Origin of the sequence: Amycolatopsis thailandensis, assembly GCF_042723255.1 — a bacterium.
Lineage (GTDB): Bacteria > Actinomycetota > Actinomycetes > Mycobacteriales > Pseudonocardiaceae > Amycolatopsis > Amycolatopsis thailandensis.
On the sequence record NZ_JBHXJK010000019.1, the window covers coordinates 1,764 to 25,735 of the forward strand.

General features: G+C 65.6%; 20 protein-coding genes and 2 pseudogenes. 8 read left to right on the forward strand and 14 right to left on the reverse strand.

From position 1 onward, the window contains the following. Positions 1–155: 155 nt before the first annotated feature. A complete protein-coding gene (locus ACFWMR_RS10235) occupies positions 156–1,505 on the reverse strand; it encodes a serine hydrolase (protein ID WP_378378150.1) in 1,350 nt (449 codons plus the stop codon). 113 nt (positions 1,506–1,618) lie between these two features. Next, positions 1,619–3,256 carry an alpha/beta hydrolase gene (locus ACFWMR_RS10240; RefSeq protein WP_378378151.1) on the reverse strand — a complete coding sequence of 546 codons (1,638 nt, stop codon included), beginning with the start codon at positions 3,254–3,256 and terminating at the stop codon, positions 1,619–1,621. Between the two features lie 231 nt (positions 3,257–3,487). Between ACFWMR_RS10240 and ACFWMR_RS10245 the strand changes: the two genes are divergently transcribed. Next, complete coding sequence (locus tag ACFWMR_RS10245; protein ID WP_378378152.1) at positions 3,488–4,288, forward strand: aspartate/glutamate racemase family protein; 801 nt, start codon at positions 3,488–3,490, stop codon at positions 4,286–4,288. After that, a complete protein-coding gene (locus ACFWMR_RS10250) occupies positions 4,246–4,929 on the forward strand; it encodes a GntR family transcriptional regulator (protein WP_378378153.1) in 684 nt (227 codons plus the stop codon). The genes ACFWMR_RS10245 and ACFWMR_RS10250 overlap by 43 nt, the downstream gene beginning before the upstream one ends. Positions 4,930–5,341: 412 nt before the next feature. Here the strand turns inward: ACFWMR_RS10250 and ACFWMR_RS10255 are convergent, their stop codons facing one another. The 3 genes from ACFWMR_RS10255 to ACFWMR_RS10265 all read right to left on the reverse strand — a co-directional run bounded on the left by ACFWMR_RS10255 (position 5,342) and on the right by ACFWMR_RS10265 (position 7,833). Next, positions 5,342–5,731 carry a hypothetical protein gene (locus tag ACFWMR_RS10255; RefSeq protein WP_378378154.1) on the reverse strand — a complete coding sequence of 130 codons (390 nt, stop codon included), beginning with the start codon at positions 5,729–5,731 and terminating at the stop codon, positions 5,342–5,344. Between the two features lie 369 nt (positions 5,732–6,100). Then, positions 6,101–6,778: a response regulator gene (locus tag ACFWMR_RS10260; protein ID WP_378378155.1), complete on the reverse strand. Its 678-nt coding sequence runs from the start codon at positions 6,776–6,778 to the stop codon at positions 6,101–6,103. Next, positions 6,775–7,833 (reverse strand): sensor histidine kinase, encoded by a 1,059-nt coding sequence (locus tag ACFWMR_RS10265; RefSeq protein WP_378378156.1) that lies wholly within the window; start codon positions 7,831–7,833, stop codon positions 6,775–6,777. Before ACFWMR_RS10265 ends, ACFWMR_RS10260 begins: the two co-directional genes overlap by 4 nt. Positions 7,834–8,213: 380 nt before the next feature. Here ACFWMR_RS10265 and ACFWMR_RS10270 point away from each other — a divergent pair, with 380 nt between their 5' ends. Then, positions 8,214–8,399: a hypothetical protein gene (locus tag ACFWMR_RS10270; RefSeq protein ID WP_378378157.1), complete on the forward strand. Its 186-nt coding sequence runs from the start codon at positions 8,214–8,216 to the stop codon at positions 8,397–8,399. A 44-nt stretch (positions 8,400–8,443) separates the two neighbouring features. Here ACFWMR_RS10270 and ACFWMR_RS10275 read toward each other — a convergent pair whose 3' ends face one another. Further along, the gene (locus tag ACFWMR_RS10275; protein WP_449224321.1) at positions 8,444–9,994 is read right to left on the reverse strand and encodes an amidase; all 1,551 of its coding nucleotides are present in this window, start codon (positions 9,992–9,994) and stop codon (positions 8,444–8,446) included. A 569-nt stretch (positions 9,995–10,563) separates the two neighbouring features. On the opposite strand from ACFWMR_RS10275, the pseudogene ACFWMR_RS10280 reads away from it, so the two are divergent. Continuing rightward, positions 10,564–11,937, forward strand: a pseudogene (locus ACFWMR_RS10280) (serine hydrolase domain-containing protein); the annotation flags it as partial. 118 nt (positions 11,938–12,055) lie between these two features. Here the strand turns inward: ACFWMR_RS10280 and ACFWMR_RS10285 are convergent. From ACFWMR_RS10285 to ACFWMR_RS10305, 5 genes and pseudogenes are all read right to left on the reverse strand, one after another. Beyond that, positions 12,056–12,148 (reverse strand): annotated as a pseudogene (locus ACFWMR_RS10285) (transposase); the annotation flags it as partial. A gap of 195 nt (positions 12,149–12,343) precedes the next feature. Next, positions 12,344–13,843, reverse strand: coding sequence for an alpha/beta fold hydrolase (locus ACFWMR_RS10290; protein WP_378378159.1), 1,500 nt, complete (start codon positions 13,841–13,843; stop codon positions 12,344–12,346). Positions 13,844–13,914: 71 nt separating this feature from the next. Then, positions 13,915–15,075, reverse strand: coding sequence for a serine hydrolase domain-containing protein (locus tag ACFWMR_RS10295; protein ID WP_378378160.1), 1,161 nt, complete (start codon positions 15,073–15,075; stop codon positions 13,915–13,917). A gap of 493 nt (positions 15,076–15,568) precedes the next feature. Next, positions 15,569–15,799: an erythromycin esterase family protein gene (locus tag ACFWMR_RS10300; RefSeq protein WP_378378211.1), complete on the reverse strand. Its 231-nt coding sequence runs from the start codon at positions 15,797–15,799 to the stop codon at positions 15,569–15,571. Continuing rightward, positions 15,766–16,437, reverse strand: a complete 672-nt coding sequence (locus tag ACFWMR_RS10305) for an erythromycin esterase family protein (RefSeq protein WP_378378161.1) — start codon at positions 16,435–16,437, stop codon at positions 15,766–15,768. The genes ACFWMR_RS10300 and ACFWMR_RS10305 overlap by 34 nt, the downstream gene beginning before the upstream one ends. 308 nt (positions 16,438–16,745) lie before the next feature. Between ACFWMR_RS10305 and ACFWMR_RS10310 the strand changes: the two genes are divergently transcribed. Beyond that, entirely contained in the window at positions 16,746–17,825 is a 1,080-nt protein-coding gene (locus tag ACFWMR_RS10310; protein WP_378378162.1) for a serine hydrolase domain-containing protein, read from the forward strand. 1,003 nt (positions 17,826–18,828) lie between these two features. Here the strand turns inward: ACFWMR_RS10310 and ACFWMR_RS10315 are convergent. Beyond that, positions 18,829–19,032: a cold-shock protein gene (locus ACFWMR_RS10315; RefSeq protein ID WP_378378163.1), complete on the reverse strand. Its 204-nt coding sequence runs from the start codon at positions 19,030–19,032 to the stop codon at positions 18,829–18,831. 186 nt (positions 19,033–19,218) lie between these two features. Here ACFWMR_RS10315 and ACFWMR_RS10320 point away from each other — a divergent pair, with 186 nt between their 5' ends. The 3 genes from ACFWMR_RS10320 (at position 19,219) to ACFWMR_RS10330 (ending at position 20,718) form a co-directional block, all read left to right on the forward strand. Continuing rightward, positions 19,219–19,821: a hypothetical protein gene (locus tag ACFWMR_RS10320; protein ID WP_378378164.1), complete on the forward strand. Its 603-nt coding sequence runs from the start codon at positions 19,219–19,221 to the stop codon at positions 19,819–19,821. 424 nt (positions 19,822–20,245) lie between these two features. Then, positions 20,246–20,398 carry a hypothetical protein gene (locus tag ACFWMR_RS10325; protein ID WP_378378165.1) on the forward strand — a complete coding sequence of 51 codons (153 nt, stop codon included), beginning with the start codon at positions 20,246–20,248 and terminating at the stop codon, positions 20,396–20,398. 5 nt (positions 20,399–20,403) lie between these two features. Further along, entirely contained in the window at positions 20,404–20,718 is a 315-nt protein-coding gene (locus ACFWMR_RS10330; protein WP_378378166.1) for a hypothetical protein, read from the forward strand. 455 nt (positions 20,719–21,173) lie between these two features. Here ACFWMR_RS10330 and ACFWMR_RS10335 read toward each other — a convergent pair whose 3' ends face one another. After that, positions 21,174–21,476: a contact-dependent growth inhibition system immunity protein gene (locus ACFWMR_RS10335; protein ID WP_378378167.1), complete on the reverse strand. Its 303-nt coding sequence runs from the start codon at positions 21,474–21,476 to the stop codon at positions 21,174–21,176. A gap of 11 nt (positions 21,477–21,487) precedes the next feature. After that, the gene (locus tag ACFWMR_RS10340) at positions 21,488–23,881 is read right to left on the reverse strand and encodes an RNase A-like domain-containing protein (protein ID WP_378378212.1); all 2,394 of its coding nucleotides are present in this window, start codon (positions 23,879–23,881) and stop codon (positions 21,488–21,490) included. Positions 23,882–23,972 lie beyond the last annotated feature (91 nt).

Sequence of the window (23,972 nt, forward strand, 5' to 3'; positions counted from 1 at the left end):
GGTAGCGCGGTTAGGGGGCGGTCGCTCACACCTATCTGTAGATCCCGCTGGTTGTGGCGCTCCTTTTGTCGGGCGTTCACTCGCCGGGGGGGGCGGGGCGGGCGCACCCGCCCCCCCCCCCCCCCCACGTCCGGTATCCGCCTCTTCGGCCGCGATCACGCGACCGGCGAGATATCGCGCATCGCGGTGCGTCCGCCGATCTCCACTAGCGTGACCTTGCCGTGCTCGTTCCGGTGGAACCGTCCGCTGCGGTGGCGGGTGTCCGCCGCACGGGCGAAGACGTCATCGTCGACGAACGCGATCTCGAAAGGCGGGGGTGCGGTGACACCCGCGTCTTCGGGAAGCACCATCTGCGCTCGCAGTACGTCGCCGGACCGGGTGATGTCGATGGCGAGATCGCCGGTTTCGAACCGCCCGGTGTAGTCGGCCAGGCGGCTCACCGGAACAGCGATGGCTTGCCGCGGCGAGGGAGGGGCCAGGTTCGCGATGTGCTCGGTCGCCCAGTGCAGGACCGCGGTACCGAGGGCTCCGCCGCCTCCGCTGTTGGTCAGTACGGTGACGGCGAATTCCCGCTCCGGGATCATCACGAATTCCGACACCTGAAGAAAACTGACGTTGCCGCCATGGCGGACCAGGTCGATGTCGCCGTGCCGGGTACGCAGCCACGACAGCCCGACTTCTTCGAAGGCCAGGGCGGCCGGTCGCTGTGGCTGAATCAGCGCGGTTCGTCCCGCCTCGCTAAAGGGCCGCGACCCACTCGTGTCACCCGAGAGGAAGAAGCGTGCCCAACGGAGTTGATCGCGGGCCGAGGACCACAGTCCACCAGCCGGATTTCCGGCCCGGCTGATGCCCAGCGAACGGGACACCGTGGGCCTCCCGTCCATGAGCGCGTGCCCGACGGCGTGCGGGCGGACAAGCACCTCCCACGGCAGGAAGAAGGACTCGGTCATGCCGAGCGGTTCGAGGATCCGTGTTCGCACCAGGTCTTCGTAGGGGGTTCGCGTGAGGACCTCGGCGAGATGACCTGCGAGCAGGAATCCGGTGTTGCTGTAGGAGAACGTGCTCCCGGGCCGGAAGGTCTGCGGTAGTTCGTCGAACTGCCGGACCGCGGCGGCCAGGGCGCCGTCTCCCCAGCCGGTCTCGATGTCACGATCGCCGAGGAATCCGCCGGTGTGGGTCAGCAGGTGGCGGGCGGTGATGAGCTCCCGCGCGGCGGGGTCCGCGAGTTCGAACTCGGGGAGGTAGGCCACGACCGGCGTGTCCAGGTCCAGCGTTCCCTCCTCCACCAACGTCATCAGCAGAGCGGCGGTGAAGGTCTTCGTCGTCGACCCGATCATGAAGAGGGTGTTCTCGTCGACCGCTTGCCCACTCTCCAGCGAGGTCGATCCCGTGGACAGGACAGTGTCCCGCCCACGGTGATGGATGCCCACCGCGGCACCGGGCACGCCGGCTTTGCCTGCTGTTTCGTCGAGCAGAGCCTGCAGATCGGGGAACGAGTCCTCCATCGGTCGCCTTCCTGTCTTGGGTGGTGAGATCGACGGTATGCGGTCGGCGTCATTGCTTGTCCGTTGTGGACAACCAAAAAGCCCGGCCGGTTTCGTGACGCAGGACAGTGGTGTCAGCGCAGGATCCGGTCGAGGCCCAGTGCGTCGTCGCCCGCCCGGATCGCCCCGGACGAGCCAAGCGGTTCGGTGGGGTCCGGGAGCGGCGTTCCGGTGCAGGCGACGTCCCGTGGCGGGATTTTCCCGTCGAGCAGGAAGTTTTCGACCATGTCATTGACGCAACTGTTGGAACGTCCGTACACGGTGTGGTCACCTTCGCCGTACACGGTGATCATCCGCGAGTGAGCGAAGGTCCGGTGCGCGTGCTGTGCGCCTTCGAGTGGGGTAGCCGGGTCGTGTTCGGACTGGACCATCAGCACCGGCGGTACCCCGTGCCCGGTGGGAGTCTTGAGCCGTACGGCCGGGCGGTTCCAGAAGGTGCAGGGCGCGCCGAGTTGATAGTGCCCCGCGAAGGGATAGGCCCTGCCGAGCCCCTCGCCCTCTCCGGCCAGCCGGGCGCGACTGCGATTCCAGGGCGTGTCGTTGCACAGGATGGCGAACTGGGTGCCGGCGACCGCGTCGTCGGTGGCGAGTCCCGCTTTGCCCGGTGCGAGGGTTTGGGACTGCTCCTCGGTGGCGCTACGGCCCGGTGTGTCCACCACCGCGCGCAGGGTCGCGATATCCGCCGCGGCTGAGGGGAACGCGGTCTTGAGGTACATGCCGTTGATCAAGCGCAGATCGAACTGAGTGCCGGTGTACTCGGTGCCGTCCGCCAGCCGAGCCGGGTGTGCGGCCAACTCCGCCCGGGTGCGCTCGTAGTTCCGGCGGACTTGCTCGCCGGTCGTTCCGAGGTGGTAGACCTTGTCGTACTTGGCCACCCAAGGCAGGAAGTCCGCGCGGAAGCGCCGCTCCATCGCGGCGGCGATACCGGTGATCGAGGTCTGCCAGCCGGCGGTGAAGTCGGCGTTGGAGTCGAGGACGAAACGGTCGACCCGGCGGGGAAAGTAGGTCGCGTAGTGCGCACCCAGCCAGGTGCCGCCGGAGTATCCGATCCAGCTGATCTTCTCGCGACCGAGAAGATGGCGCAGCAGATCGAGATCTTTGACCGTCTGCTCGGTGGTGATGTACCGGCCGAGCTCTCCCGACTGCCGCTGGCAGCGTTCGGCTTGGTGAGCCGCGGCGTCGTAGATCCGGGTGACGTTGTCACTGCGCCGGTCTTTCGGATCCACCTGACCGAGCCAGTCGTAGCCGCCGCAGGAGACGCGGGTGCTGTCGCCGGTTCCCCGCACGTCGATGCCGACGACTTCCAGGTTGTCCACGACCTTTGTGCGGCCCAGGCGCAGGAAGGACAACGACATCATGCGCCCGGCCGCTCCCGGGCCTCCCGGGTTGGTCAACACGGTGCCCCTGGGAGTGCCGTGTGCCGGACGCAGCCTGCTGACCGCGACAGTGATGCGGTGGCCGTCACCGGGATGATTCCAGTCTCTGGGCGCGGCATAGGTTCCGCATTCCGCTCGTTCGGCACCCGCGGGCACACCGGACGGCAGCTCACCCGGAAAGCACAGCTTCCAGCCGATACGCTGGTTCGCGAAGTGATCGGGTGTACGGGGCGCTTGCCCGGCGGTCTCGGCCGATTCGGCCCAGGCAGTGACGGTGCCCGCGAGCAACGTCGCGAGCACGGTGGCCACGGCCGCGGCGGCTTGCACTGTTCGCATGTTCCCTCGTCGTTCGGTGGTCACGATCCGTTGCTCCACGGGATCGAACCTAGAAGGCGACTTCGGCGCGCGTAATCCCGTTCTCTGCCCGATCCGGGGTACAGCCAGCGCTACCTCCGTCCCTCGTAGGTCGCGATGCCTCATCACGACGTAGACAGTGGCACCACTATCGCCAGCATGCAAAATGCAATATATTGCAACTGTCCACCACGAGCGGAGGTGATCCCGCCTATGCCGGGCGACGATCCCGGTCAGCCGAGGTCCGCCGGTCCTCTCGTCGGCGTACTCGGCGGCATGGGCCCGGCGGCCACGGCAGACTTCTACGCGAGACTGGTCCGGGATACGCCGGCGACGACGGATCAAGACCATCTGCGCGTGCTGCTGTGGTGCGATCCCACGGTGCCTGACCGCAGCCGGGCCTTGCTCGAGGGTGGCACCGATCCGACGCCGTGGTTGCTCCACGGCGCGCGCGTGCTCGCCGCGGCCGGTTCGGACGTCATCGCCGTGCCCTGCAACACCGCGCACGCCTTCCTGCCCGCCGTGGCCGAGAAGGCGGGCGTCCCGCTCGTGCACATGATCGAGCGAACCGGCCGATACCTGGCACGTCATCACCCCTCGGTGCGACGGGTCGGGTTGCTCGCCACGACAGGCACCCTGCGCACGAAGCTCTACGACAGCTGGCTGGCCGACGCCGGGATATCGGTACTGGAACCAGACCCTGTATCCCAAGCCGATGAGGTGATGCCCGCGATCCGGTCGATCAAAGCCGGCGAGACCGGCTCGCAACTGCTGCGCACGGCGGCGCGACGCCTGGTCCGCCGCGGCGCACAGGCGGTCATCGCAGGCTGCAGCGAAGTGCCGCTCAGCCTGAAGTCGCAGGACCTTCCGGTCCCCTTGGTCGACCCGGTCCAGGTTCTCGTGCGAGCACTCGTGGCCCTGCACATCTCGGCGAGGTCGCCTGAGCCGAGGTGCGATATACTGGACGCAGAATGTCACGATGGGATGAAGTACCGCTGGAGCGACAGCGGCTGAGCGACGCGGCCTACGACCGCCTAAAGGACGCGATCATCAGCGGCGAGCTCGCGCCGGGCGAGCGGATCAAGGACGGTGACCTCGCCCAGCGCCTCGGGCTCAGCCGCACGCCGGTCCGCGAAGCCCTGACCCGGCTGGCCGACACCGGCCTCGTCGAAGCCAAACCCGGTGTCTACACCCGCATCACCACACTGGATCGCCGGGATGTCGCGGCCACTCTGGCCGTGCTGCGTTCCTTGGACGAACTCGCCGTCCGGACCGGGGTCCCCCACTTGGCCTCGAACGACATCGGCCGCATGAAGCGAGCCAACGACCGGTTCGCCCGTGCCGTCGGCAGGCAAGACGTCACCTCCGCGTTCAGCGCGGACGACGCCTTCCACGACGTGCTGGTCGACGCGGCCGGAAACCCCGTCCTGCGACGGGTGATCGATCAGCTGCACCCGCAGATCCACCGAATCCTCCACCGGAAGTTCTCCACACTGCTCGGCGGCCACGACACCCTCACCCACCACGAAGAACTGCTCCGCCTGTGCGCCGACGGAGACGCCGACGGCGCCGCGGCCCTCTCCAGCGAGCATTGGACACACCTGGGCGGGCTCATCGACCAGCTCTTCGATACCGACGACCTCGCCGAGGCCTGACCGTGGCCAGACACAGTCAGGCGTGTGCTGTCAGCGTGTGGTCGACAGGTGGCGCGGCGCCTTCCGAGCGTCCTGTGACTGAACGAACGCGTCGACGAAGTCGTGCCGGCACATCACGGGGTACTCAATTCCGCTACGGGGGGGCGAGGTCACCGACGACTCAGCTCGAAATCTTCGAAGAAGACAGACCGGGATCTCCGCATGCGTCACATCATTACCGGACCGATGGCCGACCTGACACCACAACCCATCCACGAATACACCCTGGCCCCCATCACCGATTCACTTTTCGTCTTCCAAGCACCCGCCACTGAGCGGTGGACACCCGTGACGTTCTACTCACTTCCCCGTGGGGAGCGAGCGGCGATGGACGGGCCCGTGCGGTAGCCATGATGAGCGTGCCAGAAGAGTTTTAACCCAGTTTCCACAACTCCGCGAATGACAGTCTCAAGCACACGTGGAATCTGATGCCGTGCGCACCGGAGTAGGTACCGGATGAATCAATCCTGTCGATATAGCCACCAGAGCCTGGGTAGCCGTACTCGACTTCCATCTGGGCATTACTTTTGTCGTCGATCACTTTCCCACCGTCCCAGTGCCCGTGATAATGACCATTCCCGCTGTCTACCCAGTCCCAGTAGACCCGCGACCTGGATTCGTCCGCCGGACCTCCTGTGGCAGCCACAATGCAGGGCCCGTGCTGCTGGGCGACGAAGGCTTCAGTTGTCGTAGTACCACTGACCGGCCACAACTCGGCAACATGAATGACAGGCAGTGGCGAGGTTTTCCATTTGTTCACCATGACGATATTCACCTTTACGTATTTGTTTTAATCGATAGACGGGTGTGAAGCACAGCGGGGTTCTCTTTACTGGCGCCGCTCGAGCTGCTGCCAACCTGCGTTCCCGGACGGCTCCCCTGCCGTGACCACCGCTGGAACGCCCACTGCGCTGCCCGCCAACGCCACGGTGGCGGCAGCGGCCCGTCTCATCCTGTTCGAGTGCAAGGAAACCTCCAGTGATCGTGTGGCTTTGCCACCACGAACACTGGCAAGGGGAAGGCTCAGAACGCGTCGCCATGAGGTCTGAACCACGGTCTCCCAGCGGGGTAGGGGGAAACCCTGAGACGGTTCATCCCAGCAGCCGAGGTGCTGTCGCGGGCAGAGCGTGTGTCAGCGTCCGGCAGGCCTGCCGGGCACCACCAGACCGCTCTCGTAGGCGGCCACCACCGCTTGGGCGCGGCTGGACAGCCGCAGCTTGCTCATGATCCTCTTGACGTGGGTTTTCACCGTCGCCTCGCTGAGCGCGAGACCACCCGCGATTTCGGCGTTGCCCGCCCCGGTACCGATCAGCCGCAGTACCTCCGTCTCCCGCGCGGTAAGCGCGCTCAGCCGGGAGTCCCCAGGGGTGGGCGAGCGGTGATGCCTGGCGTAGGCCTCGATCAGCCGATGGGTGATCTGTGGCGCGAGCAGGATGTCACCGGCCGCGATGGTCTGGATCGCGCTGATGATCCGGGCGGGCGGGGCGTCCTTGAGCAGGAAACCGGCCGCGCCGGCGGCCAGTGCGGCGTAGACGTACTCGTCGAGGTCGAAGGTGGTCAGCACGATCACCCTCGGCGCCGGATCCGGGGCGCCGGCCAGGATCCGGCGAGTGGCGACGATCCCGTCCAGGCCGGGCATCCGGATGTCCATCAGGATCACGTCGGGCGTGGTGCTCGCGGCCAGCGCGATCGCCTGGCCGCCGTCGGCCGCGTCGCCCACGATCGTCAAGCCCGGCGCGGCGTTGCACAGCGACACCAACCCGGCTCGGATGAGCGGCTGGTCATCGGCGACCAGTACGCGGATGGTCACAGCGGCAACCTGACCGTCACCGAGAACCCACCCTCCGGCCGGGGCCCGGCGGTCAGCACGCCGCCGTAGAGTTCGGCGCGTTCCCGCATGCCGACGATTCCGCGCCGCCCAGGCTCACCGGCCGACCGGTGGGCCGCCGACCCGGATCCGTCATCGGTCACGTTCAGCGTCAGCATGGTCTCCCCGTAGTCCAAAGTCAGTCGGGCGGCCGAGCCACCCGCGTGTTTGAGCACGTTGGTCAACGACTCCTGCGCGACCCGGTACGCGCACAGGTCCGGCCCGGCGGGCAACGGGGACGCGGCCCCGATGACCTCGTACTCGAGGTCGAGGCCCGCGTCCCGGACACGGGCGATCAGCGCGTCGAGATCGGCCAACCCCGGTTGCGGCGCGTATTCGGCGTCCTGATCATCGGTTCGCAACACGTCGAGCAGCCGCCGCATTTCCCCGAGCGCCTCGCGGGCCGCTCCGCCGATGTCAGTCAGTGCCCGCTTGGCCGTGGCTCTGTCGGAGTCGAACACATACTCGGCCACACCCGCCTGCAGCGAGACGACGGACATGTGGTGCGCCACGACATCGTGTAGTTCACGGGCGATCCGCCTGCGCTCGTCGAGCACCGACAGTCTTGCCTGCTCGGCCCTCCTGGCCCAGTTGCGGGTACTCTCGCCCAGCGCCCACGCGGCCGTCAGTTGTAGCAGCGCCATGCCGACATCGGTCCACGGCACACCGTAGGGTCCGACGACGTAGTTGACGATGACCACCGCGGCACCGAACAGCCAGCCGCCCGCCGCGACCCGTCGCGACCGGTACATGGCGACACTGAAGACTCCGATGAGGACACCGATCCCCGAGGTCTTCGAGTGGCCGTAACCGAGCAACGCCGACCCCGCATAGGCGAGACCGGACACCGCCAGCGCGGCCAACGGAGCGCTGCGGCGCACCGCGATGGGTGCCGCCGACAAAGCCGCCAAGACCGAAGTGAGCAACGACGCGGCGGGATCGACCCCAGCCACCATCAGGACGACGAGCACGCCGGCAAGAAGGGCATCGACCAGCATTCCCCTACCTCAAACAGCTATCGACCCGTGCGTGACGAGGTCAAGCAGATCTGCACAACCGAGAAGACCTGGGTCACACGGGATTTCGAAGATGGCCGCGAAGCCCTGCCAAACCGGCAAGCCCACCACGGGCCGAGCGTCTTGCCGCCCTTGCCGCTGCCGACATCGGACATTACCCCTGACAGTGGACGTCGCGTTCATGCGTCCGAGGACTCCGTTTCGGAATGGAGGGCTGGTAGCGACCAGCTACTGCACGCCTGACCGCGTCAGCCCCCCCCGGTAGGCGTTTGCGCGATCGTCTCGTCGTGACCGATCAGGACGTGAGACCGGGTCCTTGACCTCTCACGGTCGGGACGACGTCCCGTCGTAAAGATATTGCAGTGTCGCCGTCCGCCGCCCTTCCCTTCCCCAGCCACCACGAGGATCTGCTTCGCCTGTACGCCACCGAAGACGCCGACGGGGCCGCGGCCCTCTCCAGCGAGCATTGGACTCACCTGGGCGGGCTCATCGACCACCTCTTCGATACCGACGACCTCACCGTGCTGGAGTCCGGCATCAAGGCCTGAACCCGTCCGGCGCCGCGGTGCCGGACGGGTTCAGGCCTTCGATGTCAGCGGGTGGTGGGCAGGTAGTGCGGTGCCTTCCGGGCGTGGGTGGCCTGTTCGTAGGCGTAGGCGTAACCGAGCAGGGACGCGTCGGTCATGCGGGTGCCGAGGAACGAGATGCCGATCGGCAGTCCCGTCCGGGCGAAGCCTCCAGGAACGGTGATGTGGGGATATCCGGCTGTCGAGGTGCTGCGGGTGCTGCTGACGAAGGGGCTGCCGCCGCCCCCGAAGATCGGCGGTGCGGGCAGGTCGGTGGCCGTCACGATCGCGTCGAGGCGGTACTTCTTCACCACGGTGTCGATGGACTCCCGTGCCTGTCCGGTCGCGGCCGCCCGGTGGGCGCGGTACGCCGGGTCGTTCAGGTTTCCGTCGGTCTTGTCGGCCATCTCGAGCAGATCTTGCTCGAAGCCCGGTAACTCGATCGTGGCGTTCTTCTTGTTGTAGGCGATGAGGTCGGTGAGGTTCTTGGGGTGCCCGCCAGGGGTCGCCGCGAGATAGCCGTTGAGGTCGTGCTTGAACTCGGTCAGCACGGCGGGCAGCAAGTGCGGCTGGACCATTCCACTGACATCGGGGACATCCGCTCCTTCGACGACGATCGCCCCCAAGGCGCGGAGCCGCTGAACAGTGGACTCGAAGACCCGGTCGACGTCGCGGTCGATGCCCTCGTGGCCCTTGCGCCACACACCGATCCGCTTGCCGCGCAACGAATCGCGATCGAGCATGGTGCGATAGTCGGCGGGCAGCGCGCCCGCCACCGGTGCCGTGGCGGGATCCGCCGCGTCGGCTCCCGCCATCACCGCGAGGGTCAGCGCCGCGTCGGTCACCGTGCGGGCGATGGGGCCGGGGGTGTCGTGCTGGTTCGTGATCGGCACGACGCCGCCGCGGCTGACCACCCCCAGCGTGGTCTTCACCCCGACCGTCGACGTCGCGGCGGACGGGCACACGATCGACGAGTCGGTCTCCGTGCCGATCGTCACCGTCGCCAACCCGGCGGCCGCCGCGGCGGCGGAACCGCTGGACGAACCGCACGGGCTCCGGTCGAGGACGTAGGGGTTGCGGGTCTGCCCGCCTACGGCACTCCAGCCCGGGATCTGCCTTGAGCCGTAGAAGTTGGCCCACTCGGACATGTTCGCCTTGCCGAGGATGACCGCGCCCGCGTCACGCAGACGCTGGACCAGGAACGCGTCCTTGGCAGGCTTCGCCGTGAGCAACGCTGTCGAGCCCGCGGTGGTCGTCTCCCGGTCCGCGGTGTCGATGTTCTCCTTCAGCAGGATCGGGATGCCTTCCAGCGGTCCGCGCGTCTGGTGGGCGCGGCGACGGTTGTCGCTTTGGCGGGCGAGCGCGAGCGCGTCCGGGTTCGTCTGCACCACCGCGTTCAAGCGCGGATTGAGCGAGCCGATGCGATCGAGGTAGCCGCGGGTGAGCCGCTCGGAACTCACCAGCCTGCCGTCCATGACCCGCTGGAGATCCGGGATGGTCAGCCGGTCCAGAACCGTGCCCATGTCCGCGGCCGGGAGCGAGGCCGTGCGGTCGTCGGCGTGCGCCGCCGCGGGCAATAGAAGACAGGCACCTGTCAGTGCGGCCACGATCCCCCGCCGTCGTGTTCGAGCTGACGAACGCATTGTTTCCTCCTTGTTCGGGCACCGTTCGCAGCGCCCCGAAATGGTGAACTTTCTGACGCAGGGATCGATTTCCTGCCGCGTGTACCGACTCAAAGTCCGGATAGCTGAACTTTAAGCCGTCCGACGGTGTGAGGCGATGACACCTGCTGCCCACTCGGGGTGGGGTTAACCCCACCCTGTCCACAAGGGAACCCGTTGATCAGGCAGCGCGCGAGCTGGGTCATCCACCCGGGTGATCTCGTCTTTCGGCGCGGGAACCACTGCTTCTCGGCCTATCGTTTCCCTGCCGCGCCGAGGATCTCAAACACGAGTGACGAGGGTTCGTAACCGGACACAAGACCGACCGGCCCAGTTCGTCGAGTTGGACGAATCGAGCACGTTACCCCCGGACTAACCTGCGAATGAACACCAAACCAAACCAACTCACCGAAACGGGCCGCGCCCCGAACAACCGCCTTTCCCTACCCGGAACGGAAACGGAGTTCGTCACCTTGAATCCCGTCATCGACAAGCCGCACTGGCAGCGACGGCTCACCGACCTGGCCGTACGGCATCGGGTGCCGGGCGCCACGCTGGGCATCCTGCGACTGAACGAAGGCGCCGACGACGTCGTGCTGGCACATCACGGGGTACTCAATTCCGCCACCGGGGTCGAGGTCACCGAAGACTCGGTCTTCCAGATCGGATCGATCACCAAGGTCTGGACCGCGACCGTGGTGATGCGACTGGTCGACGAAGGCCTGCTGGACCTGGACGCCCCTGTCGCCGAAGTGCTGACCGAACTGAGACTTGCCGACCCCGTCGTCACCGGCAAGGTGACGATGCGGCACCTGCTGACTCACACCAGCGGCATCGACGGCGACATCTTCACCGACACCGGCCGGGGCGACGACTGCCTGGAACGCTACGTCGCCGACCTCGCCACCGCCGCCCAGAATCACCCCCTTGGCGCGACGTTCTCCTACTGCAACTCAGGATTCGGCCTGGCCGGCCGGGTGATCGAGAAGGTGACCGGCACCACGTGGGACACCGCCCTGCGCGACAAGCTCTTCATCCCGCTCGGGCTCACCCACACCGGAACCCTCCCGGAGGAAGCGCTGCGGTTCCGTGTCGCTATGGGACACCTGCCCGACAAGAAAGGGACCCCGCGGCCCGCACCGGTCTGGGGACCACCCCGCTCGGCAGGACCCGCCGGACTGATCAACTCGACCGCCGAGGACGTACTGGCCTTCGCCCGGCTCCACCTCACCGGCGGCCTCTCCGCCGACGGCGCTCGGATCCTGTCCGAGGAAGCGACAGCCGAGATGGCCCGGGAACAAACCACCCTCCCCGACGTCCACGTTCTCGGGGATTCCTGGGGACTGGGCTGGATCCGGTTCGCCTGGGACGGGCAGCGGCTGCTCGGGCACGACGGCGGCACCATCGGACAGAACTCCTACCTCCGTATCCTGCCCGACCAAGGCCTCGCGGTCGTACTGCTCACCAACGGCGGCAACGTCGGAGACCTCTACACGGACCTCTACCGGGAAATCTTCGCCGACCTCTCCGATATCGCACTCCCCGAACCACTGGCACCCGCCGACGTTCCAACGAACGTCGACATCCGGTGCCACGTCGGAACCTACGAACGCTCCGCCACCCGAATCGAAATCTTCGAGGAAGACCAGGACCTGCGCATGCGTCACATCATCACCGGCCCGATGGCCGAGCTGACGCCACAACCGGTCCACGAATACGCCCTGGTCCCCATCACCGACTCACTCTTCGTGTACCGAGCATCCTCAACCCACCGGTGGACACCCGTCACGTTCTACTCACTTCCCAGCGGGGAGCGATACGTGCACCACGGCGCACGCGCAACACCGAAAACCTCCTGACACCAATGCTTGGCGGCCGGAGCCGATCCCACCTCAGCCTAGGTCGAACAGAAACAGCCCGCGCTCATGCTCAACGCCGACGGCCGTCGGGTCTGTAAAACGTTCGTTTGCCGGCCCCGGAGGCGTCGCCGATTTCGAGGAGGATGCGGGCGGCGGTCCTGACACCGATGCCGGGCATCGAGGTCAGGACCTGGGCGAGAGGGTGCGCATCCCGCTTAAGCTGACGGCCGGCAAATTCATCGTCGGCATTCACGCGCCACTCACCCGCGACGGCACGATATCCCGCAGTACGGATCGGGCCGGGATGGACGAGTATTCTCCAGCGCGGTCTTCGTGAGGTGTCCGGGCCGTTCGCCGATGTGAGTGTTCTCGACGGTTTGAAACGTCGAGAACACTCACGATCTTTTCAGTCTTCGTGGCAGGTGATGTCCGTCTTCGGGAGCGTGCCGTCGCGGAAGTACGTGTTGATCACGTTCTCCGTGCACTTGTTCGGGTAGTTGCCGAACACGACGTGCACGCGGACGTCCTGCAGGGTCAGGAGCTTCGACCCGGTCATCGACTTGTGCAGCGCGACGCCGCTTTCATACGCCGTGCGGGTGTCGTCGGTGGCCTGCACGATCAGCGAGGACACCGAGTTGTGCACCTTGGTCGGCTCTTCGACCGGCTCCGGCCAGAACGCGCACGCGGTCAGGTTGTTGGCGAAGGCACCGAAGACCGGCTCGGCCGCACGGTCACGCTGGATGTTGCGCCAGTACCACTCCGGGTCACGCGGTGACCGGGTGTCGCCGCACATGATGGCCGCCTGGGCCGAACTCTGCTCCCCCGGCGTGGGCTTGTAGAAGTAGCGCAGGTCGCGCTCCAGCGCTTCGCCAGGCTGCACGGGCTTGCCCGCAGCGGCGTCGGTGAGCTGCCGGATGGTCTCGGAGAGATCCGCGTTGCGCCGAGAATCGGCCAGCGGGCCGAACAGCACAATCGGCAGTACGTGCTGGTCGAGGCGGTACTCGCCGATGCGGATCGGCTGGCGCGCCGACTGCTTGATCAGGCCTTCGACGCCCGCGCGGACCTGCTTGGCGGTCTTGCCGAGATGGTACTCGCCGTCACGGGCCGCGGCCCAGTTCGCCCAGTCGTCGAGCGCCGCCTCGTTCGGTTTGCCCATGTCCTGGAACATAGGCACGCCGAACTTCTTCGAGTCGACCGCGCTGTCGAGCACGAACCGGTCGCTGCGCTGCGGGAACATCTGGGTGTACACCGAGCCGAGGTAGGTGCCGTACGACACGCCGAAGTAACTGATCTTCTGCTCGCCGAGCGCGCCTCGGATGACGTCCATGTCCCGTGCCGTGTTCCGGGTGGTGATGTGGCGGACGTCCGGGCCTTCCTTGACCATGCACCGCTTGGCCAAGTCCTTCTCCAGCTGGGTGTTCGCGTCGAACGCTGCCCGGTCGACGCCCGCCGAGCGCAGCATGTTGCCGACCGGCCACTCGCAGTCGACCGGCGTCGACCGGCCGACACCACGCGGGTCCATGCCGATCAGGTCGTAGCGTGACGAGACGTCCGGCGTCATGGACTCACGGACGCCGAGCGTCATGGCGAGGCCGGGCCCACCGGGTCCGCCAGGGTTCGACAGCATGATGCCGCGCCGGTTCTGCTTGTCGGATGCCGCCAGCCGGGAAATCGCGACGGTGATGGTGCGCCCACGCGGCTGGGCGTAGTTCAGCGGCACCTTGACGTCGGCGCATTGGGCGCCTGCCGCGTCGAGCTCCTTGTGGTTACAGGCTTTCCAGTCCAGCTTCTGGTTGTAGAAGCGGTCGAGACCGCCTCGCTGGGTGGTTCCCTGGTCGGCGAGTGCGACCCCGGATCCGGCCAGCAGGCCCGCCGCGACGGCAGTGGCGGCGGCAAGCGCGCGCATACGTGGCATTTTCTCTTTCCTCACAGTAGAAGTCAGTGCGAACAGACGGCCGCGTCGACGACCTTTATGCGCTACCCGGCTTCGCCGCATACGATCACCTTGCCGAGCTTCAATTTCGCCGCTTCGAGCCGTTGCTCCTGGGCGGGATCTGCGAGGTCGACCGCGGCGGTGGTCACCGATACCTCGTAGCGTGTGCTGCTGTCGGCTGTGCTGAACATGTCCGACCGGTAGCCCTGGATCCCGCCGTTGTGTCCGAGCACGGAGATACCACAGGGGAATTTCATCTGCGCCAGGCCGAGGCCATAGGCCCCGGAGGGGCTTAGCGACCTGACCTTGCGCATCTCCGCGAGTTGAGCAGGCGCGAGCAGCTTGCCACCGAGCAGCGCGGTAATGAATTTGTCCAGGTCGGCTGTGGTGGAGATGATCTCACCGGCCGCATTACCCCACGACAGATTCTGCCGCGTGATGTCGACGACACGCCGTGCACCGCCATGTTGGTAACCGAGGTAGCCGTGAGCGTGTGGGCCGGGGATATTCGGGTTGGTGCCGGGCAGCGAGGTGTTCCTCAGACCGAGCGGGCGCAGGATGCGGTGTTCCACTTGCTCGGCCCAGTCAGTGCCGGTCACGTTCTCGATCAGCAGTCCGGCGAGCACGTAGTTGGTGTTGGAGTACGACCAGTTCGTTCCCGGCGCGAACTTCGCCGGCTTCGACAGCGCGAACTCGACGAGGTCTCGCTTACTGTAGGTGTGGAACCGCTTGTTCACGAACTCCTGGCCGGACAACGGGATTCCCGGCTCGACCGAGCCGTCCGACTTGACATCGCCGGTGTAGTCGAACAGGCCGCTGGTGTGCTGCAGCAGCATCCGCACGGTGATCCGCTCGTCCAAGCCGAACCGCGGCAGGTACCGGCTCGCGGGATCGTCCAGCTTGACCTTGCCCTCGCCCACCAGCTGTAAGACCACAGTGGCCACGAAGGTCTTCGTGACGCTCCCGGCACGGAACCGGCCGTTCACCGGTACCCCGTCGCGCCCGCCGAGTTCACGTTTGCCTGCCGTCCCCATCCAGTCGCCTCGGCTGTCATGCAGTCTGACCTGTACACCGGCCGCGCCGGCAGTGATGATCTCGTCCATCGCCTGTCGCAGATCGGAGCGACCGGGCGCCGCTGTCGCGTCAGGCGCGACCATCCCGGTGAGCAGTGCGGCGGCCACTGCCACCACGATTGATTTACGCATGAGAGAACCCCCTGGTTCGTCGATAAAACCAGGATAATGACCAGCCAGACAGGAGCTTCGGTAGAAGTTCCACAAATCATGCGCGAACAGGGTCCTGGTTGCCGAAGCGTTTCATCACCGATTGTGGTATACAGCCAACCCTCGGACCTTGAATAACTAATTTCCACGACGATCGCAAGGAAATTTCAGTGGTATTTTCGCCTTGACGCGCGGCGGCATGGCGGTGTCGCGAGGAGATCGCACAAAGTCCTGTAACGCCGATGAGAGGTGTCGGGGTTGGGATACAACCGGAGATGATCGGCAGAGAGCGAGTTCGACGAAACGACTGCTCAGCAATGGGTCATCCTGGAATACAGATCCGTCCCTCGGAGGACAAGGCCTACCTCGTCCTCGACGATACCGGTTCATCGCCACGGACGAACCGGTAACCACGACTCCATACGCCGGAACCGTCCCGAGCGCTTGACGGCCGCAGTCACGTCATGGAGATGGATCACGACGTCAAACGCCCATGCCCGTGCCCGCGGGGCGCGGTGCGGAGGTCGAGGTAGAAGTCCTCATACGCGACCCGGTCAAGCGTGGCCTCCGCCGTGTCCGGCGTGGCAGCACCCACCGTGAACTTCTGCCAGTCGCCCATGCCGACCGACTCGTTCGTCGACAGGAACGAGCCACGGTCGAAGGCGAAGCCGATCAGAACGTCGCCGCGACCGAAAACGTCACGCAGAAAGCCCCTGGCGTCTTCGGGTGTACCGGGTAGTCGGCCGCGAGGTACCCGACGTGGTTGTCATGCGCCGACGTGAAGATCTTGCCTCCGAGCTGCCGCTGCCACCACCCGACGTTCTCCGCCATCACCCGGTCACGCAGACGCATGAACTCCGGCACCGTGGCCTCGTCGGCCGCGTCGACGCTGAGGAATTCGGCCGTCCGGGCGATATTGCGCGCATGCTGCACGACCCACGGATCGCTTATGCCACTGACCAGATCGAGTGCTTGCCCGGCCTTGTTCGCGAGCTGTCGCCGTTCCGCCAACGGTTTGTTCAGGTACGCGAACGCGTCGATCGGGCGCAGTCCGGAGTAGAGCTCCGTGAGCTGCGACAGCTTCTCCGGATGCTCCCTGTGCACGTACCCAGTGACCCGTTCGAAGAACGCGTCGTCCACCGCAGGCGCACCGATGCAGTGCCCCAGGAAGTGCACGGTACGGCCGGGGTGATCGCGGTTATAGGCACGCATCCACTTCAGGAGGCTCACGAACTCTTCACGATCCCACAGGCTGCCCACCAGGTTCTTGGCGACGACCTCGCGAACATCACCTTTCTCGCTCTGCAGGTGCTCATCGATACTCGCACCTGCCGACCAGCTCACCTCCAGCGCGAACCGGATCAGCCAGTCGGTCGGCCGGCTCCGCCTGCGCGACCGCCGGAATGAGAGACGATGCCGCCGCCCCCACCGTTCTCCTCTCAAGCCCCATGAAAGAACCCTCGCAGGTCACGCCCGGCAGTGCGATGGCGCCAGCATCCACATCCGTGGTAGCGCAGGCACCACCGTCCCCAGTGGATTTCCGCACGACAGAGGGTGGTGCCTGCGCTACCTTGGAAAGTAGCGTTCAGTGGATCGCCGATAGACTTCGACGTCAGTAGCCTCGCCGCATGCGAAAAGCTCTTATAGTCGCGATGGCGGCAACTGTTCTGACGGCAGGCGTGGCGCAGGCATCACCCCATGATCTGCAGCGTGATCTGGACGCCATCCGAGATTCCGGCGCCGTCGGCGTCCAGGCACGGCTGGTATCACCAGGCAGGGAAAGTACCGGCAGCAGTGGCACTTCCGTGCGCGGCCACAACGTGCCGGTGCCGACCGACGGCCACTTCCGGATCGGCAGCGACACCAAGACCTTCGCCGCGACCGTGCTGCTGCAGCTCGTCGCGCAAGGCCGTATTTCCTTGGACGACAGCGTCGAGAAATGGTTGCCGAATCTCGTGCGAGGAAACGGAAATGACGGTAACCTGATCAAGGTACGCAACCTGCTCCAGCACACGAGCGGCATCTACGACTACCCGCACACCGTGGAACTCGAAATGCAGACCGAAGCCGGCTTCCGCAAACACCAGTTCAAGCAGATGGCCCCGGAAAAGGTCGTGGAACTGAGCGTCGCGCATCCGCCGGTCTTCGCACCCGGCAGCAAGTGGGAGTACTCGAACGTCAACTACATCATCGCCGGAATGATCATCGAAAAGGTCACCGGACGGTCGTGGCGTGACGAGGTGCGGGACCGTGTCATCAAGCCGCTCGGCATGCATGACACGACCTTGCCCGGCGACTCCCCCTTCCTGCCGTGGCCGCACGCCGAGGGATACACGCTGACCGGCGCCGGAGCGTTCCGCAGCACCGAGGTGAGTCTCGGATGGGGCGGCGCGGCGGCGGAGATCGTGTCGACCACCAAGGACCTCGGCAAGTTCTGGCGCGCGCTACTCGGCGGCAAGCTGCTCCCACCCGCCCAACTGGCCGAAATGAAGACCACGGACCCGCGCGGGCTCTATGACGGCTACGGACTCGGTGTGATCCGCCACGTGACGAACTGCGGCATCGTCACCTGGTTCCACGACGGCGGCACCCCCGGCTTCGTCACCGGCGGCGCCGTCACCGAAGATGGCCGGACCAGCGTGATCGTGTCACTGTCGAACGACGGCGACATCAAGGACCAGATGGCCGCCAAGACGCGCTTGGTCGACAACGCGATCTGCCGATCACGCTAACGCCCGCAAGCGCAAAGAACGTCGCTTCATGCCGGGATGCCACGCGCCGCCTGCTGGTTACCTGTTCCGCAACGACAGAGAACCAGGAGGGCTGGCTGCGACTGGAGTACATCGGCGTCACCTCGTGATCCGCGCTGTCGCTCGCCGTACGTGAGTCACGCCCCGAGACAACGCCGTTCACTCCGACCCCGGCGAGGTCCCCCGCACCTGCCCGCGCCTTGAACGATCAGCCGAACTCTCACACCAATTTTTCTGGAGCAGATCTGGAGCACGACGTCAGTTACGACAGCGCCCAACGACACAGGACCGCATCGAACTGCGCACAACTGCGCCAGCCGACCAGCGGGTTCTCGATAACCGCAGGTCAGCGCCTTGATCGAACCAGACTGGCAGTGAGGAGGTCAGGGGTTCGAGTCCCCTTAGCTCCACAATGACGAAACACCGCCCACCTGGCAAGTACGCCAAGGTAGGGCGGTTTTTTCCGTTCCACCTCACTTTGAGAATTGGCACGGCGAACTTCAGTTACTGTTCAGTGGCTGGAGCAAATCTGGAGCACGCCGTCCCACTCCCGCCAAATGGGGTCACATGGACTGCTCCAGGAACGTAACACCACTGGGTATTTCTCCTTCGGCACACACAGCGCACGCCCCTCACGCAGCGCCACGCACCCGATTGCTCGCAGACTCTTTCCGCGACGCCGTCACAAAACTCACCCTGGCTACGGAGAAGGCGGCGGACCTCAGCGAGGACTACCGGGAAGGCACTGCCCACTCGCATGGCACCGCCTGCGCGATCATCGCCAGCCACCACGCCGTCCTGCGACCGATCCAGACCTGCGCCTCGAACGTGGCCTGCCCATCCGCACCAACCGCGTCGTCATCGAGATGTCACTCAGCCGACGACGCCACTAGCCAGTGTGCGGCTTCGCCGTTCTCAGTTCCGGACATCACACGGTCGCGGAGGTCCCCGCCTAGATCGGACAGGGACCTCCGCAACCGTGATGTCAGATCGCGGTGACCTGCTGGGCCTGCGGTCCCTTCTGGCCCTGGCCGATCTCGAACTCCACCCGCTGCCCCTCATCCAAGGACTTGTAACCGTTGCCCTGGATCTCCGAGTAATGCACGAACACGTCCGGCCCGCCACCGTCCTGCTCGATGAAGCCGAAGCCCTTCTCGCCGTTGAACCACTTCACACTGCCCTGAGCCATACCTTTACCCACTCTTCGTTATGCGCCAGAGCCTGACGATGCCCTGATCTCGAGAGCCACTCTCTCAGGCACCAGCTCATCTGCACGCCTGCCGAGCCGGGAGCGACGCGATCACCACCACTTGGGCGATCATGCTTCGGCATGCACCACCTGTGCTCCAACTGACGCGTGCAGGGTCGCCCAAGGGTGAAGCAGACCTCGTGCGGCAACGGCAGCCACCAGCGTCACTTCTCGGCGACAGGCCCTGCCCTCCGCTGTGAGTTCACACCTAGGGAAATGCGCCTGACGAGAATCGGTCGCCGTGTCCGGCTCGGCCGCAGTGACGATCACCGTCAACCCCGCTGCCGCCGGCACCATCACTTCCACCCCCTCCAGCGCCGCAACCCGCCGCCCGGCCACCGAACACAACCCGCCGGACGGTGGATCGATGACGCTTTCCCGCCTCACCTCCCTGGAGGTGGACGAAGAGGCGCGGTCTCCCTACTGTTATGTTGCCATGCGTGTTCAAGCCATCACGTATCGCAAACCTCAGTCTTCGCCGCCGCCGGCGCCGCCCTCATCTCCGCCACGCCCGCGCTGGCCCAGGACAACAACACCCAGCAATTCACCGAGGGCGGCATCCAGGCGGCCAACAACCACAACTTCGCCACGTGCATCTGCCCCGTTCCGCTCACCGGCGGCCAGCAGATCGCGGTCGTTCCGGCTCTCGGCAACTACAAGACCAACCGACCGAACCGGGACACCGTCTCCATCGACGGCAGCGCCGTGGATCGCGTCGTCGGAAACTGACCTGAACCTCATGCCCCACCCGTATCCGGCAGCCTCTCGGCGATCTGGCACGGGTGGGGGCCGAGCAGCAGACCGGTCACCCAGACTCGTTTGCCACCGCGCCGCCCACCCTCAGCCCAGCCGCTGGACGCGATGCCCGAGCCGCTGTCAGAAACCCTGCGTCTGTCTTCGTGCTTCTGAGGCGGGCGCGGGCTGCGCACGAGTGAGGGAACACGGCACGGTGTCCGAGCGACGAACAGTGAGCCCGGGGTCCACTATGAAGTGATCTTCCGGTGCTGCTGACTGATCGCGCCGGATAGTTCTGGCGTGTCTTCGTTCACGTCCTGTCGACTTCCCCAGCGGTCCCGGGGCACGACCGCCCCAGCCCGGTGGTGGTTTCCCCGCGCCGCCCGGCGGCGGAACCGGGCGGCCACCCGGTGGCGGCATGGCCGACGCCATGAACGGGCAGCTCACCGACGACCAGCGGCGGATCCTCGACTACACCAAACAGCACCGCGGCACCGCCGAGATCACCTTGGCGGTCAACGGCTCCGCCGTCATGGCCGCCGGTTTCATCATGGCTCGGACGAGACGGTGATCGGCATGGGCGGCTTCCTCGGCAGCGACGACTCCCCGTCCGTCGGCCAGCTCCAGCAGTGGACCACCGAAGGAAAACTGAAGTACGTCCTGAGCGGATCCGGCAGCGACCGCGGCATGCCCGACATGAACGGCGGCGCCGGGATGTCGCGGCGGCAGTGGATCGAGCAGCACTGCACGGCCGTCGACCCCGCGGTCTACGGCGGGCAACCGCCGCGGCAGGCCTGGCTGAACAGGACCGCCACGACGCCGTGCAGATCCCCGCACCGGGCTCCACGGAGGTCCGGACTCCCTACAGTGATGGCTTCGAACGTCTTCTAGCCGAAGGCAGACCGATCCCCCCGGACCAGGGGTGACACCCTCCAATCCGCCCTTGCCGCGATACTGCTACGGGTCAACCTCCAGAGGGTTCGCCTCCTCATCGCCGGAGGGAACCCGGTCATCAGATTCGTCGTTGCCCTCAGCGCTCTTCCGGCCCTTGCGGATGAGCGGGACTGGCCCCTTAACCTGCGGTCGCTGCCAACAGCGCATAGCGTTTCCCCCGCGCGGGAGGGCTAGCGCTCGGTTCCGCAGTGGATGGCGGTCTGGACTCATCCCGGACATCGCGCATTCCCGCATTCCCGCAGGCAGCGTGAACCCGTGGAACCGATCAGATAGGCAGACCAAAATTCTGGGCTGGCACTTCCCGATCTAACTGCGTAACCGACCGCCTCCGAGGAAGTTGTCCGCACAGTCCAATCTTTGACACGCCGTGATCCGCTGGGCCCACCCCTCCGTCACCCCTGACTCTCGCGAGCCAACTGACCTTCCACCTCTCTTCGAACTTGATCGAACCATTCCAGGTAGCTGATTCCATCCCTGACATCGGGCTCGTACTGTGCGTCGTACTCATCCAGCCACAGCTGGCGCGCCATATCTTCCGTCAAGTCACTTTTCTTCAGTTCATCGAGCTCCAAGAGCAATTGGTTCGAAACTTCGAATGATTCCTCCTTTACGAAAGTTCTTACAACTTCGGCCGCACTCCCTCCATGTAGATCATGATCTTGATGAAAGTAAACGGAGGCCAAGTATCCGAGCATTCATCCCCTCACTATGTCGCATAGTTGGTCAAGATCAGGAAACCTCCCGGCATGTTCGGATCTCGAACAAGCACCGTCTTCACTCCGACCGCGGAGACAAAACGATCCTCTTTGCGCAAGTATACTCGACCCGAAACACCGGAAGGGAGCAGTGATTCGATCGCAATCTTATTGACGATCGAATGCTTGAGCCACCACTGTATCTGAGCCCAATTCTCATTGAGGTTATGGGTCGCGGCACGCTTGGCACTGTCAAGGTCGGGAAAGGTCGACGCCTTGGGCTGATCCTTACGGCCGATCAAGTACTGGTCACTTTTGCCCACATGTCTCTCGATGGCGTGGCCGCCGTTGAGTTCGTCGATGTCGAGGTTGCAGTTGGTCCAGGTCTGTGCCGATCTGGTCCCGTCGCTGCGTGCTTGACCACCGTTCGCGCACGAGTCGTCGAGTTCTGTGTTGAGCTGCGGTACAGGTGTTGGCCCCTGATGGGTGGACCGCTGCTCCTCTCCCCCTTGGTTCGCCTGCGGGTTGGGGGTGTCCGGGTAGCACGCGCTGATGGTGTCGACCAGGGTGAAGCAGCCGCCCATCGTGGGTGCGAGGGCTTCGCCGAGGCAGTCAACTTCAGTGCCTTGTAAACCGCAGCCACCGAGATGTTCCTGTGGCTGCTGGCTTTCTACATGGCCGGCGATGTCATCGGCGCTGGTGCCGACCTGGACCTGTTCGGCTCTGCCGGGGTCGATGGTGGGCATGGCTTCCCACCAGCTCACCGTCATCCATTCCGAGAGGAAGGGCGGTAGTTGCACGACGGCGCCGTTGGACCAGTAGATGGTGGTGTACTGGTAGGTGTCGATGTGCTGGGTGTAGCTGGTGATCCGGTAGCCAGGAACGTAGGTGGTTTTCTCCGGCTCCATCCAGGTGACCGGGACTCGCTTGGTCACCGTCTTGACGATGGTCGGCGGCGGTGGCGGCGGTACCGGTGGCGGCGCGGGGGCGACGATCGGAACGACGTACGGCTTCGCGATGGCGGGGATCTCGACCGCGCGGGCACTGCTGTACTCGGCCGTGTCGAGCATGTCGATGACGTCGAGTCCGAGCAGCGCCCACCCGACATACGGGATTGCTCTGCTGCCGAATTTGGCGGGGATCTTCACCCAGGGCGGTAGTCTCGACGCCCATTCGCCCGCGGCTTTGACTCCGCCCCAGATCCAGTTCCCCAGGGCCGCCGCGTCGTCGCCCCAACTCCCGATCGCACGGCCGATGTCGTCCAGGGCACCGCCCAGTCCGAGATCCCACGGCCAGGCGGTGTGACCTGTCGGGTCGATGGTGCTGATGGGGTCGCCGGCGCCGTAGCTGAACCGGTTGGTGCCCGCCGCGCTGTCCTGGCTGAGCGGGACGGTGTCCCGGCTGGTGAATCGGCCGGTATCGGTGTCGAGCCACCGGGCTCCCATCGACACCCTGTTGGTACCGGGATCGGTCCAGTCGCCTTGGAATCCCAACGTGCTCGGTGGCCCGCTCACCTCACCGGAGCGGCCGAACGGAGTGAATGTCTTGCGAGCGCGGATATCGCCGGTCGCGGGGTCGACGAGCGCGCGAATGTCACCATGCGCGTCCGCCCAGGGGATCGTCAAGCCTTGAGCCGTCTTGACGCTTGTGGCCTTGCCTTTGAGGTCACGACCGACTGTCTCCGTCTGAGCCGGGTCGGTCGCGGGAGCGACTATCGGGTCGTCATTGCCGTCGGCATAGGCGAAGGACACACCATTACGGCTGGCCACGCGATTGAGTGCGTCGTATTCGTACTGTGTGCCCCGGTCGCTGGTCACGCGGTCCAGAGCGTCGAAGATCGTGTCGGTCGCCGAGCTCGTGCCAGAGGCCAGTGTGGTGGTTTCGCGGGAGAGGGTCCCGCGCGCCGTATACGTGTATCCGGTGGTCGCCTTCGCCGGGATCTCGCGTGTCGTCTGCTGGTTGCGGGCGTCGAACGTCGACCGTTCGGCCACGGACGGCGCTCCGCCTGTGGAGGTGACGGTGGTGGACAGGCGGTTGCCCACCTGATCGAGTTCGTAGGTCTCGGCGGGCGCGCCGTTTCGGGGGTTCCACCCGGTGAGCCGTCCGGCGCGGTCGTAGTCGTAGGTGCCGCCGTAGGCGGGGTCGGCGGCGCTGGACTTCCCGGTGATCTTGTTGTCGCGGTCCAGTGTGTAGGTGAGTGTGTCGACGGTGCCGCTGGGCTTGGTGAGGCTGTCTTTCGAGAGCCTGCCGAAGGCGTCGTACTCGATCTTGCGGCTGGCCACTACACCGAGTTGCTGAGTGTCGAGCTGCCCGTCTGCGGCGTAGAGATAGGTCAGGGTGCCACCGGTGTCCGGGTTCGATTGCGTGCGGACGGCACCCGTGTCGTAGTAGGTGAAGCCGGTCATTCCGGTGACGTCGGTGCGCTCGCTGGTCTGTCCCGCGGCGGTGTAACGGAATGCAGCTTTTCCGGCGGGTCCGTCGGAGTCGAGCAGCAGT